This window comes from Ureibacillus suwonensis (assembly GCF_042655065.1).
Taxonomy (GTDB): domain Bacteria; phylum Bacillota; class Bacilli; order Bacillales_A; family Planococcaceae; genus Ureibacillus; species Ureibacillus suwonensis.
This window is the reverse complement of record NZ_JBHSNQ010000048.1, coordinates 26,996-39,537: the sequence shown is the minus strand read 5'-3', so window position 1 is coordinate 39,537 and position 12,542 is coordinate 26,996. Positions and strand designations below refer to the sequence as shown.

At 41.8% G+C, this 12,542-nt stretch carries 14 protein-coding genes; 13 read left to right on the top strand and 1 reads right to left on the bottom strand.

Annotated features, from left to right (window positions below; translation table 11 throughout):
• The first annotated feature begins 22 nt into the window (after positions 1 to 22).
• From ACFPOH_RS04545 to ACFPOH_RS04530, 4 genes are all read left to right on the top strand, one after another.
• On the top strand, positions 23 to 817 hold the full coding sequence (locus ACFPOH_RS04545) for a menaquinol-cytochrome c reductase cytochrome b/c subunit (RefSeq protein WP_342469671.1): 795 nt from the start codon (positions 23 to 25) through the stop codon (positions 815 to 817).
• Between the two features lie 166 nt (positions 818 to 983).
• The gene (gene lhaT, locus ACFPOH_RS04540) at positions 984 to 1,583 is read left to right on the top strand and encodes a lipoprotein heptaprenylglyceryl N-acetyltransferase LhaT (protein WP_342469670.1); all 600 of its coding nucleotides are present in this window, start codon (positions 984 to 986) and stop codon (positions 1,581 to 1,583) included.
• A gap of 55 nt (positions 1,584 to 1,638) precedes the next feature.
• On the top strand, positions 1,639 to 2,316 hold the full coding sequence (locus tag ACFPOH_RS04535) for a zinc metallopeptidase (protein ID WP_342469669.1): 678 nt from the start codon (positions 1,639 to 1,641) through the stop codon (positions 2,314 to 2,316).
• 203 nt (positions 2,317 to 2,519) lie between these two features.
• On the top strand, positions 2,520 to 2,729 hold the full coding sequence (locus ACFPOH_RS04530; RefSeq protein ID WP_342581265.1) for a hypothetical protein: 210 nt from the start codon (positions 2,520 to 2,522) through the stop codon (positions 2,727 to 2,729).
• A gap of 123 nt (positions 2,730 to 2,852) precedes the next feature.
• Here the strand turns inward: ACFPOH_RS04530 and ACFPOH_RS04525 are convergent, their stop codons facing one another.
• Positions 2,853 to 3,704 (bottom strand): YitT family protein, encoded by an 852-nt coding sequence (locus tag ACFPOH_RS04525; RefSeq protein ID WP_342581806.1) that lies wholly within the window; start codon positions 3,702 to 3,704, stop codon positions 2,853 to 2,855.
• Positions 3,705 to 3,966: 262 nt separating this feature from the next.
• Between ACFPOH_RS04525 and dapB the strand changes: the two genes are divergently transcribed.
• The 9 genes from dapB (at position 3,967) to lpdA (ending at position 12,505) form a co-directional block, all read left to right on the top strand.
• Positions 3,967 to 4,764 (top strand): 4-hydroxy-tetrahydrodipicolinate reductase, encoded by a 798-nt coding sequence (gene dapB, locus ACFPOH_RS04520; protein WP_390308939.1) that lies wholly within the window; start codon positions 3,967 to 3,969, stop codon positions 4,762 to 4,764.
• A gap of 25 nt (positions 4,765 to 4,789) precedes the next feature.
• Positions 4,790 to 5,197, top strand: coding sequence for a methylglyoxal synthase (gene mgsA / locus ACFPOH_RS04515; RefSeq protein ID WP_342471313.1), 408 nt, complete (start codon positions 4,790 to 4,792; stop codon positions 5,195 to 5,197).
• A gap of 110 nt (positions 5,198 to 5,307) precedes the next feature.
• Positions 5,308 to 6,447 (top strand): N-acetyl-alpha-D-glucosaminyl L-malate synthase BshA, encoded by a 1,140-nt coding sequence (gene bshA, locus ACFPOH_RS04510; RefSeq protein WP_342581266.1) that lies wholly within the window; start codon positions 5,308 to 5,310, stop codon positions 6,445 to 6,447.
• Positions 6,444 to 7,628, top strand: a complete 1,185-nt coding sequence (locus ACFPOH_RS04505) for a CCA tRNA nucleotidyltransferase (protein WP_390308938.1) — start codon at positions 6,444 to 6,446, stop codon at positions 7,626 to 7,628. The genes bshA and ACFPOH_RS04505 overlap by 4 nt, the downstream gene beginning before the upstream one ends.
• Positions 7,606 to 8,595, top strand: a complete 990-nt coding sequence (locus tag ACFPOH_RS04500) for a biotin--[acetyl-CoA-carboxylase] ligase (RefSeq protein ID WP_342581268.1) — start codon at positions 7,606 to 7,608, stop codon at positions 8,593 to 8,595. The genes ACFPOH_RS04505 and ACFPOH_RS04500 overlap by 23 nt, the downstream gene beginning before the upstream one ends.
• Before the next feature lie 276 nt (positions 8,596 to 8,871).
• Positions 8,872 to 9,705, top strand: coding sequence for a 3-methyl-2-oxobutanoate hydroxymethyltransferase (panB, locus tag ACFPOH_RS04495; protein ID WP_390308937.1), 834 nt, complete (start codon positions 8,872 to 8,874; stop codon positions 9,703 to 9,705).
• A gap of 3 nt (positions 9,706 to 9,708) precedes the next feature.
• Positions 9,709 to 10,563 carry a pantoate--beta-alanine ligase gene (panC, locus tag ACFPOH_RS04490; protein WP_342581269.1) on the top strand — a complete coding sequence of 285 codons (855 nt, stop codon included), beginning with the start codon at positions 9,709 to 9,711 and terminating at the stop codon, positions 10,561 to 10,563.
• A gap of 1 nt (position 10,564) precedes the next feature.
• Positions 10,565 to 10,948 (top strand): aspartate 1-decarboxylase, encoded by a 384-nt coding sequence (gene panD / locus ACFPOH_RS04485; RefSeq protein ID WP_342469661.1) that lies wholly within the window; start codon positions 10,565 to 10,567, stop codon positions 10,946 to 10,948.
• Positions 10,949 to 11,164: 216 nt separating this feature from the next.
• Positions 11,165 to 12,505, top strand: coding sequence for a dihydrolipoyl dehydrogenase (gene lpdA, locus ACFPOH_RS04480; RefSeq protein WP_390308936.1), 1,341 nt, complete (start codon positions 11,165 to 11,167; stop codon positions 12,503 to 12,505).
• Positions 12,506 to 12,542: the final 37 nt, after the last annotated feature.

Below are 12,542 nucleotides of genomic sequence, written 5' to 3'. Positions count from 1 at the left end.
TAGTTCAAAAGGAGGGGACAACATGCATCGCGGAAAAGGAATGAAATTCGTCGGCGACTCCCGTATTAAAGCGTCAAACAAAATGCCGAACAAGCCGAAAGACTATTCCGAGTATCCAGGGAAAACAGAAGCCTTTTGGCCAGACTTCTTATTGAAAGAATGGATGGTTGGTGCTGTTTTTCTTATCGGTTATTTAATTTTAACGGTCGCTCATCCTTCACCATTAGAGCGTCCGGCTGATCCAACAGATACATCTTACATTCCATTACCAGACTGGTATTTCTTATTCTTATACCAATTATTGAAATATTCATTTGCTTCTGGTGACTACAACGTTATCGGTGCAATTGTTATTCCAGGATTAGCTGTCTTGTCATTATTATTAATGCCTTGGTTGGATAAAGGTCCTGAGCGTCGTCCGTCAAAACGGCCAATTCCTGTTGCAATTATGTTATTGGTAGTAGCTTCAATGTTCTATTTGACTTGGGAATCTGCCGCTCACCATGACTGGGAAGCTTCAAAAGCTCAAGGTCAAATTACACCAAAAGATTTAGGATTAATCCCGGATATTGAAATCGATGAAAATTCTGAGGGTTATCAAATCTTCCAATCTCAGCAAACTTGTGTTGGCTGCCACGGTGGTGATTTGACTGGTGTTGGTACAAACCCTATGTTATTAGGTAACGAATTGACTGCTGATGAAGTTCTTGAAATCATCAAAAATGGTCGTGGTGCAATGCCAGGTGGTCAATTCTCTGGTACAGACGAAGAAGCACAAATTTTAGCAGAATTTATTGCAAGTCTTAAAGAGGAATAATCTTTTTTATTGTAGGGGCTAGTTTTTTAAGCTGGCTCCTTTTTTATGCAATTTGATCAAATACATAAAATTCTGAAAAAGTTCACATTCTACACTCATATTTGGTAATATTACTTATGAAAAAAAGGAATCCGATATTCCGGTTTTTTGCAAAAGGGGAAACAGAATGAAAAGTTTATTGCCGCAAATGATGTATTTACTTCAACACCGATCTATATTAACCATGTTGTTTATCATCAATTTTTTAGGCACCATTTACGGATACATTTGGTATATGCCTCAACTTTCAAGAACAGCCCCGCAATTTTTGCTTTTTGTGCCAGACAGTCCGACGGCCAGCTTATTTTTCTGTTTTGCCATCATCGGCTGGTTGTTGGGGACAAACTTCAAATTGTTGGAAGCCCTTGCCCTCATTACATTGGTGAAATACGGTATATGGGCAGTTGTGATGAATATACTAACATTGATGGAGATCGGATCAATTGGATTGGCTGGATGGATGCTGGTTTTTTCCCATTTTATGATGGCGGTTGAAGGAATTTTATATATCCCAAAATACCGTTTTACCCTCGGGCATATCATCATCGCTGCAATCTGGACTTTACATAATGATGTAATCGACTATGTATACGGTCAGATGCCGACATATAGCAGCTTATATCAATATGCAAATCACATCGGTTATTTCACTTTTTGGTTGTCCATCCTCTGTATCTGCATTTCCTATTATTCTTTTAAAAAGCGCGATTATTTGCATAAAATATGATAAATATTTAGAATAAATATTAGGAAAATAAGGAAAGGGGAACTAAGACACCAGGATGTACATTCTATATTTTGTAATCATTTTATTATTGCCGATTTATGCTCAATTGAAAGTGAAACGCACTTATAATCGTTATTCTCAAGTTGCCGCTTCAAAAGGATTGACCGGGGCGCAAGTGGCGCGAATGATTTTGGACAGCCATGGACTATATGATGTCCGCGTTGTTCCAACACAAGGCATTTTATCCGACCATTACAATCCAATGACGAAAACAGTGGCATTATCGGAAGGAAACTATTACAACGATTCTTTGGCAGCCATTGCTGTTGCGGCCCATGAATGTGGACACGCTGTGCAACACCAGGAATCCTACTCATTTTTGGTCATGCGTTCAAAACTTGTTCCTGTGGCCAATTTCTCATCCAACTTATCTTGGATTTTTGTAATGATTGGGATCATTGCGCAAAGTACGAACATGCTTCTATTGGGTATAATCCTGCTTGCTGCCGGCGTCTTGTTCCAGGTGGTGACATTGCCAGTGGAATTTGATGCTTCCAAGCGGGCAATGAATGAAGTTGTTCAGTTGGGAATCATCAACAATCATGAAGAACCCGGTGCAAGAAAAGTGTTAAGCGCGGCGGCATTGACATATGTGGCAGCAGCAGCTGTGGCCATCCTTGAATTGTTGCGATTAATTTTGGTGTTTACAAATATGAGTTCTGATGAAGATTAATTTTATGGCGGATCATTGCAAAAAGAGCGGATTGGTCGATTCCAATCCGCTTTTTTTATATATTTGTTCGCACCGGTTCCATTGGGCTGCTCAATAAAAAGTGAAACTTGTAATAATAATTTCAAATGATCCCGGAATATGTTAATAACCCTTCCTATTAATTAATAAGATATAGCAAATCCGGATAAATGGGGAGGGATCGCATGAAAATCGATTATCCTAAAATGTTGTTATTCGGTTTGCTCACTTTTGTGATTCTTTTGATTCTTGCCATCTACTCATTTAAATTATCCTTGCATTTTATCGTAAATGATGAAGAAGATGTTTATGATGGATTCAGAATTTCAGAAATTGAAGATTCGGATTCAGTGAATGGGGAGAATAATGCAATCGAAATGGAGGAGAATCATTAAAATAGATTGTTTAAAATTCAAAGGCTGTCTGAATGTTCTTCCAGACAGCCCGCCGGCTCAAAGAAAGAATGATCCGATTTTCGTTCATTCCGTTATTTAAATGGAAAGGAATTTTCCTCTTGATTATTCTTCAATCCGGAAACCTTCGCCGGTGACGTCTTTCACATCGATGATCGATACGAAAGCTTTTGGGTCGATTTTTCGGATGATGGATTTTAATTGAACGATTTCATTTCTGCCTACAATGCAGTATAAAACATCTTTATGTTGTTTTGTATAATAGCCGTAAGCATGAAACACGGTGATGCCCCGACCCATTTTTTCCGAAACGGTTCTTGCGATCTCTTCAGGCTCGTTTGAAATAATGAATGCCCCTTTCGCCGCATATGCGCCTTCCTGCACGACATCAATCACTCTGGCTCCGACGAATACAGCCACCAGCGTATACATCATCGTAATGGAACTTAAAAAAGTGAGCCATGAGGCGATAAGTACAAATGTATCGAACAGGAACATCGTTTTTCCCATGCTCCAGCCAACATATTTGTGGGCAAGACGGGCAATGATATCGACTCCTCCGGTAGTACCGCCACATCGGAAAATGATTCCCAAACCGACGCCGACGAATACCCCCGCAAATAATGAAGCAAGCAATAAATCATTCTTCAAATCCAGCGGAAACTGGTATGCTTGAAATATTTTCAAGAATACCGATACGCTCAAAATCCCTAAAATTGAGTAGAAAAACTCTTTACGTCCAAGCAATTTCCAACCTAAAATAAATATTGGAATATTCAATACAATATTTGTAATGGCTGGATCTAAGTTGAATGTAAAGTATAAAATTAAGGAAATTCCACTAAATCCGCCTTCTCCCAACTTGTTGAGCATATTGAAATGAACAAATCCGAAACTGTATATCGCTGTTCCGATAATAATTCCAATGATTTGCTGTATTTTTATATCCTTCAAAATACGACCTCCTTATTCCAAGGACAATTAGGCTAGATTGCATGTTTTATTATGTTTTATTTTTCTGCTTTTGACAACTCCTTCCCTTTTCATTACGATGGTTAAAAGGGAATTTTGAACCAAAGTTTGATAAATGGTAAAGATTTTGCCCAATTTGTCGAACGGGTTGGTTGCATTTTAATTAGTATGATTTCCAATTGAAATACAATGTACATTCATATGAGAAAATGGAATAAACATGGATGAAACGAAAGGACGAATCACAATGACAATAAGAGTAGCAATTGCAGGATGCAGAGGAAAAATGGGAAAAGAAGCCGTTAAAACCGTTGTAGGTCAAGAGGGAATAGAGCTGGTGGCGGCGCTTGACTACAAACATGTCGGGGAAAGCCTCGCGGAACTTGAGATGTTTCCAGCTGATTTAGATGTTCCGATTTATTTGGACTTATCCCAATTAATAGAAGAAACAAAACCGGATGTATTAATTGACTTAACAAGTCCTCATGCTGTATATGATCATGTCAAGGTTTCCCTTTTGCACCATGTTCGCCCGGTTGTCGGAACCACAGGCTTTACGGATGAACAATTGGAAGAATTGACGCAGCTTGCACAAGAGCAAAAAACGGGTTGCATCATCGCACCGAATTTTGCCATTGGTGCGGTGTTAATGATGAAATTTGCAAAAGAGGCTGCAAAATATTTGCCAAATGTGGAAATCATTGAATTGCATCATGACCGCAAACTGGATGCCCCATCCGGTACGGCAAAGAAAACGGCACAAATGATTGCGGAAGTCCGGGAAGAACGGAAACAGGGACATCCATTGGAAGAAGAAACAATGGCTGGTGCGAGAGGAGCGGATTTTGAAGGGATGCGCATCCACTCCGTCCGTCTTCCGGGATTGGTGGCCCACCAGGAAGTCATTTTTGGCGGAAACGGACAATTGTTGACGATTCGCCATGACTCCTTCAACCGGGAATCATTTATGGATGGCATTGTCTACTGTGTCAAAAAAGTAATGGAACTGGAACAATTGGTTTATGGTATGGAAAATATTCTATAAAAAGAATGGATGAATGCTTATGAAAATGAAAATTGCATTAATTGCTCACGATAGCAAAAAAGATAGTCTTGTTGAGTTTGCCATTGCATATAAAGAAATATTGCAGCAACATGATTTGTATGCAACAGGAACGACAGGCCGCCGCATTATTGAAGAGGCAGGGCTTTCCGTTACTTGTTTTCGTTCCGGCCCTTTAGGCGGCGACCAACAGATGGGAGCAATGATTGCCAACAACGATATGGATATGGTGTTTTTCTTCCGCGATCCATTGACAGCGCAGCCTCATGAGCCTGATTGTACAGCGCTTATCCGTTTGTGCGATGTTTACAATATCCCGCTTGCAACCAATATGGGAACGGCGGAAATTTTGTTGAAAGGCTTGCAGGAAGGATTCGTGGATTGGCGATTGATTCAGGAAAGAAAGTCGAATTAATGGACCATTGCATCCGTCTAGGATAAAATTGGTTGGAACTTATGCTGTTTAGTCTTTTCGTTATGTTGGTATAAATGATTGAACATTCTAAATTGAAAGGGCGTGTGTCGGTGAGAAAATTAAAAATTGGTATTACATGTTACCCAACGGTGGGCGGCTCAGGAGTGTTGGCGACGGAATTGGGGAAAAAGCTCGCGGAACGCGGACATGAAATCCATTTCATTACATCCAGTGTGCCTTTTCGATTAAAAAAAATTTATCCGAATGTCTTTTTCCATGAAGTTGAGGTGAACAACTACTCCGTATTCCAATACCCGCCATATGATATTGCGTTGGCAAGCAAAATGGCCGATGTGATTTTGGATCAAAATTTGGATGTATTGCACGTTCATTACGCCATTCCACATGCGGTGTGCGCAGTGCTTGCCCGTGATATGTGCGGGGAAAACATTGGAATTGTGACTACTTTGCATGGAACGGACATTTCGGTTTTAGGGCAAGATTCAACACTTGCGCAAGCCATCAAGTATGGCATTGAAAAATCCGACATAGTGACAGCAGTATCCAACGCGTTAAAAGAACAAACATATGAAATTATCAAACCGAATAAAGAAATCGAAACAATCTATAATTTTGTCGATGAATCCGTCTTTAAACCATTGGAAGAAGCTCCATTATTGAAAAAACAATACGGGATTGGGGAAGATGAAAAAGTCATTATCCATTGCTCCAATTTCCGAAGAATAAAAAATCTGCCGGACGTCGTTGAAACGTTCATTCGGATCCGCAGCCAAATTCCGGCCAAATTGCTGCTTGTCGGCGACGGGCCTGAACAGCACCGGGTGATGGTCCAAGCGAAAGAATCACCATACAAAGACGATATTTTATTCTTAGGGAAACAGGAAAATGTGGAAGAACTATTCTCTATCAGTGATTTAAAACTATTAATGTCTGAGAAAGAATCCTTTGGTTTGGTGCTGCTTGAGGCAATGGCATGCGGCGTGCCGGGCATTGGAACAAACGTCGGCGGCATTCCGGAAGTGATTGAACACGGCGTCAATGGTTATATTGTCGAATTGGGCGATGTTCAACAGGCCGCAGAATATGCCATCGAATTATTGTCGGATGAAAATAAACACGCTGATTTCAAGAAAAACGCCATTCATACGGTGCAAACGAAGTTTAGTGCCGAACCGATTATCGATCATTATGAAGAATTATATTATCGATTGGCGGCATTGAAAGTATGAAGCAATCAAACGATTGGGAAGTGGCATTACGCGTAATTGATAAAATTGAAAAGGCCGGTTATGAAGCGGTCATTGTTGGAGGAGCGGTAAGGGATCATTTGCTCGCACGGAAAATCCATGACGTGGATGTTGCGACAAATGCCCTTCCAATGGAAATCAAAAACATTTTTCGAAACACCGTTGATGTGGGTATCCAGCACGGAACGGTCATTGTATTGGATGAAGGCTGTCCCATAGAAGTGACCACATACCGCACCGACGGAACCTATACCGATTTCCGCAGACCGGAAGAAGTGACATTTGTGAGGGACTTGCCAAAAGATCTGGAGCGGCGAGATTTCACCATCAATGCGATGGCATATACAAAAGACGGCGAAATTATCGATCTATTCGGCGGAAAAGAAGATTTAAATAATGGTATCATTCGGGCTGTAGGTGATGCCAATTCAAGATTCCGGGAAGATGCCTTGAGAATGTTGCGGGCTGTACGTTTTGCGGCACAACTCGGTTTCTCCATCGAGGAATCGACAATGAACGCCATCCAAAAAGATAGCGATTTAATTGAATTTATTGCCAAAGAAAGAATTCACATGGAACTATCGAAAATGTGGGTGGCGGAATATGTCTATTTAGGAATCAAGGCGCTTGTTGAAAGCAATTTGGCGCTTTATTTGCCGGGCAATTTTGCGGAACATTTGGAGGCATGGAAACCGTTTCAGGCAAAAGAACCTGAAGTGGGATGGGCATATCTTTGCCTATTAAACCGTAAAGAAATGGAAGATATTATCGAATTTTACAGATACTCAAACAAGGAAAAAAGCTTTGCGAAAAAAGTGATTCACGCCTATGACCGGTTTCTGAACAGATGGGACGAATATGATTATTTTTCAAATGACTTGACCATTCTGGAAACTGCTTATGATTTTGCCGTTTGGCAAGGCAAGGACGTTCCTTTTTCCAAGGATCATATTGCCAAAGTGAAAAAGCTTTTGCCGATTCAAACAATGGACGATTTTGCATTGAACGGCCATCTCCTCATCCAATGGTCCGGGAAAAGGGGAGGACCTTGGGTAAAAGAAGCACTGGACAAAGCGCTGTATGCAGTTTTAACAGGGCAAGTAAAAAATGATGAAAAACAATTAAAGGAATGGTTCCACAATGAATTTATCCATGAAAGATAAAATATTGCAACGCTTTCTTTCAGCAAAAGGCGAGCCAATTTCAGGACAACAGCTTGCGGATGAATTGGGGATATCCCGCACTGCCATATGGAAACATTTGCAAACCCTTCAAGAAGAGGGATATGAGTTTGTGACCATCAAGAAAAAGGGGTATCGGTTGGTTGAAGTGCCAGATCGGGTGGATGCGGCAAAAATTTCTTCTTTTTTAAATACGAAACGTTTTGGCCATGCGATTCATTACTTTGAAGAAATCGACTCGACCCAATCGGTTGCCCAGCAGTTGGCAAGACAAGGTGCGGAAGACGGCACCGTGATCATCGCCGAAGAACAAACGGGCGGCAAGGGAAGAATGCAACGAACTTGGCATTCGGCAAAAGGGAAGGGCATTTGGATGACAATCATTGTCCGTCCAAATATTCCTCCCCACCAAGCCCCCCAGCTCACACTTGTTGCAGCTGTAAGTGTCGTATTGGCAATGAAGTCTCTATATAAAAACTTTATACCGGTAATCAAATGGCCGAATGATATTTTAATCAACGGGAAAAAATGTGCCGGCATATTGACGGAGATGCTTGCGGAAATGGACCGGGTGGAAGGTTTGCTCATCGGAATAGGGATCAACACAAATCATGAACTGGACGATTTCCCTGAAGACATCCAATCCATTGCCACATCGATCGCCATTGAAGAAAAACAAAAAGTGGATCGGGCACAACTGGTAGCGGAGATTTTAAAGAATTTGGAGTATTATACAGATGAATATGTGGCCCATGGATTCAAGTCGATCAAAAAATTGTGGGAAGAACATTCAGGCACAATCGGCAAACGGATCAAAGCCACAACCATCCGGGAGATCATCGAAGGACAAGCGGTCGGCATCACCGATGAAGGGGTGCTGGAAATTCTTTTGGATGACGGCCAAGTGAAAAAGGTCTACTCTGCGGATATTGAAATTCAAAATGAATAAGTGTTTCGAACAACTTCCTTCTTTTCCAAAGGTTCAACGCTTTACAAACCTGTCAATTTTCTGTATCTTTTTATTAAGTTGCTTACATCAACGGACAGTATCTTTTTGAACTGTACCAAAAGCAACTATAAAATTAAGGAATCTGCCTTGATCGATTATGACAGGGACGGAAGAAAACAAGTTCGAAACATGCGAACATACACCATCCTTCTGTCCATTTTTGGAAGAAGGATATTTTTTGTTTTCTTCCTCTGAATTTTCAAAGGAGGAAACTTCGTGAAAACAACAAGCGATTTTTTAACAATGAAGGCGAATGGTGAAAAAATTGTCATGATCACTGCTTACGACTGCCCTTCTGCCAAATACGCGGAAGAAGCGGGAGTCGATATGATCCTTGTCGGTGACTCTTTGGGGATGGTCGTGTTAGGATACGACTCCACGGTGCAAGTGACAGTGGACGATATGATTCACCATGCAAAAGCGGTCCGCCGCGGCGCAAAAGATACGTTTATGGTGGTGGATATGCCTTTCGGTTCTTATCATGGCGATCCGAATGAAGCATTAAAAACCGCCGTTCGCATGATTCAGGAATCCGGCGCGGATGCTTTAAAAGTCGAAGGTGCCGGAGAAGTGCTTTATGTGATAAAAAAATTGGTTTATGCAGGAATTCCGGTTGTAGCACATCTGGGATTGACACCCCAATCGGTTGGTGTGCTTGGAGGATATAAAGTGCAAGGAAAAACGGCTGAACAAGCTCAAGAATTGATTGAAGACGCCCTTCGTTGCCAGGAAGCAGGGGCCATGGCCGTCGTTTTGGAATGCATCCCTCACCAATTGACTGAAATCGTTTCCAAGAAATTGGTGATTCCGACAATCGGCATCGGTGCAGGTCCTGAAGCCGATGGACAAGTACTTGTGTTCCATGATCTGTTAAGATATGGAAAGCACCGTATTCCGAAGTTTGCGAAAGAATTTGCCAATGCGGGAGAACAGATTCAAAAGGGAATTGAAGGGTATGCAAAAGCGGTAAAAGAAGGTTCATTCCCCGCACCTGAACATTGTTTCAATATGAAAGAAGAAGAATTATTCTCGATTTATGGAGGCAAATAATTCATGGAAGTTGTAAAAACAATTGTTGAACTGAAATCTATCGTTAAAAACGTAAAATCAGAGGGAAAAACGATCGGGCTTGTACCAACGATGGGTTATCTTCATGAAGGGCATATGGCGCTTGCCAAAGCGGCAAGAGAAGAAAATGATTTTGTCATTATGAGCATTTTCGTAAACCCTACCCAGTTTGGTCCGAATGAAGACTATGAATCTTATCCGAGAGATTTGGAGAGGGATAAAAAAATTGCGGAGTCCGTCGGGGTGGATGTCGTTTTTGCCCCTTCCGCCGAAGAAATGTATCCGACAGATGGCGGCATCCGGATCCATGCAGGAAGACAGGCGACGATTCTTTGTGGTGCATCAAGACCCGGCCACTTTGACGGGGTGTTGCAAGTGGTGACGAAATTATTCCATCTTGCTGAACCGACAAGAGCCTATTTCGGCCAAAAAGATGCCCAACAAGTGGCCATAGTGACGACGCTTGTCCGGGATTACAATTTCCCATTGGAAATCCGGACAGTTCCAATTGTCCGTGAAGAGGACGGACTTGCAAAATCATCCCGGAACGTCTATTTATCAGAAACTGAACGCAAAGAAGCACCGGCTATTTATAAAGGATTAAAACTTGCAAAAGAAGAATATCTATCTTCCAATGATGCTGAAAAAGCGGTTCGGGCTGCGAAAGATTATATTTTGGAAAATACAAGTGGACGGATCGATTACGTCGAATTATTGTCCTATCCGGATTTGGCACCGGTGGACGACTCAACGGAACAATTGTTGCTTGCTGCTGCAGTGTATATTGGAAAAACTCGTTTAATTGACAATATTATCTTTTCAAAAAAAGGGGAAATTTAAAATGTTTAGAGAAATGATGAACGCCAAAATTCATCGTGCACAAGTAACGGAAGCGAATTTAAATTATGTGGGTTCCATTACGATTGATGCGGATCTGTTGGATGCTGTCGGCATGCTTCCAAACGAAAAAGTACAAGTGGTGAATAACAACAACGGTGCGCGATTTGAAACATATATCATCCCCGGTGAACGTGGAAGCGGCGTGATTTGCGTCAACGGTGCCGCTGCACGCCTCGTTCAGGAGGGGGATATTGTCATCATTATTTCTTACGCTTATGTGGAGCAGGAAAAACTTGCCGATCACAAACCGACTGTTGCGATTATGGGGGAAGGCAATAGAATCAAAGAAATCATCCATTATGAACCTGAGGCAACAGTGCTATAAGCCGCCGGTCAATGGCAAAGATGAAAACCGGACATAGGGCAATCAGAAGCAAATTGGAAAGTCCATATTCCAATTTGCTTTTTTTATTTCTGTACCGTTGAATATTTTTTCTGAAAATGATCCATTGTAATGGGGTAATGACGGTTAATAAAATCCGCAACAGAATTAGATTGATTCCCAATTTTATGAATGTTAATTTTTAAATGAGGTGATGAAATGAAAAAATTTGATGTTGCAATTATCGGAGCTGGTGCGGGCGGATATGTGGCGGCCATTTATGCGGCAAGAAGCGGCCTCAACGTTGCTTTGGTGGAGAAAGGAAAAGTTGGTGGAGCCTGCTTTAATTTAGGTTGTATTCCATCAAAAATCATGATCGAGCATTCGAAACTCGTCCAGAAAATGAAGCTTGGACAAGAGTGGGGCATTACGGCGGGTTCAATTGACATCGATTTTCCAAAGCTGATGAAGCGGAAAGATGTCATAATTCAACAATTATTGGAAGATATTCACCGGTATATCGGAAACAACACTATCACTTTTTATGAAGGCAAAGGGGAAGTTTCAAAGGATTTAACGGTGAAAGTAAATGAAGAAACGTTTGAAGCGGAGAACATCATATTGGCGACTGGCAGCAGACCGTTCGTGCCTCCTTTTAAAGGGCTTGAGACGGCCGATTACCACACAACCGATACAATTTTCCATATTAAGGAACTGCCGAAGCAATTAACGATCATTGGCGGCGGAGTCATTTCCATCGAAATGGCTTTCAGTTTGGCGCCATTAGGTACGAAAGTGACAATTTTGAACCATAGCCGGGATATTTTGCAGACGGAAGAGCCGGATGCGCGGCCCATTATCCGTCAAAAATTGTATGATCTGGGAGTGGAACTTGTTCTGGATTTTGATTTTGAAGAAATTCGCGGAAATGAAATTGTGACTTCAAGAGGTGTTTATACATACGAAAACTTATTATTTGCGACCGGCAGAAGACCGAATGTGGATATTGCGGAAGCGCTCGGGTTGCAAATGGCTGGGCGATACATTAAAGTCAATGAATATTATCAGACAAGCATGCCGCATGTGTATGCAATCGGCGATATTATTGGAGGCTATCAATTGGCCCATGCGGCAAGCGCGGAAGGCATCCATGCCATTGAAGCGATATTGGGGAACAAACCGGAACCGATTGATCAATCGGCGATTCCACGATGTGTTTATTCCACACCGGAAATCGCGACATTCGGGGTCATGGAGGATGAGGTGAATCCCGAAGAGGCAATTGTGACGAAACTTCCGTTTAAATCAAATCCGAAAGCCTTAATGGAAGGCAATTCGGACGGGTTTATTAAATTTATTTCCAGCAAAAAGGACAGCCGCATTTTAGGGGCATGTGTCGTAGGGGATGGTGCAACGGAAATCCTGAATTCCATGCTTGCAGTAAAAGTGGCCGGTGGAACGGCGGAGGATTTGGGGAAAATTATTTTCCCACATCCTACAAAAAGTGAAGTGATTGGAGATGCTGCCAGAACGGTTTTTTGGAGGGGGATTCATATTTGATCTCCGGATGGGCAGGGCGAAAAGGTTATTTGAAACC

Coding starts and splice junctions, on each gene's coding strand:
- ACFPOH_RS04505 (WP_390308938.1), top strand. CDS start 6,444: ATGAAGCAATCAAACGATTGGGAAGTGGCATTACGCGTAATTGATAAA.
- panD (WP_342469661.1), top strand. CDS start 10,565: ATGTTTAGAGAAATGATGAACGCCAAAATTCATCGTGCACAAGTAACG.
- mgsA (WP_342471313.1), top strand. CDS start 4,790: ATGAAAATTGCATTAATTGCTCACGATAGCAAAAAAGATAGTCTTGTT.
- lpdA (WP_390308936.1), top strand. CDS start 11,165: ATGAAAAAATTTGATGTTGCAATTATCGGAGCTGGTGCGGGCGGATAT.
- panC (WP_342581269.1), top strand. CDS start 9,709: ATGGAAGTTGTAAAAACAATTGTTGAACTGAAATCTATCGTTAAAAAC.
- ACFPOH_RS04500 (WP_342581268.1), top strand. CDS start 7,606: ATGAATTTATCCATGAAAGATAAAATATTGCAACGCTTTCTTTCAGCA.
- dapB (WP_390308939.1), top strand. CDS start 3,967: ATGACAATAAGAGTAGCAATTGCAGGATGCAGAGGAAAAATGGGAAAA.
- ACFPOH_RS04535 (WP_342469669.1), top strand. CDS start 1,639: ATGTACATTCTATATTTTGTAATCATTTTATTATTGCCGATTTATGCT.
- lhaT (WP_342469670.1), top strand. CDS start 984: ATGAAAAGTTTATTGCCGCAAATGATGTATTTACTTCAACACCGATCT.
- ACFPOH_RS04530 (WP_342581265.1), top strand. CDS start 2,520: ATGAAAATCGATTATCCTAAAATGTTGTTATTCGGTTTGCTCACTTTT.
- ACFPOH_RS04545 (WP_342469671.1), top strand. CDS start 23: ATGCATCGCGGAAAAGGAATGAAATTCGTCGGCGACTCCCGTATTAAA.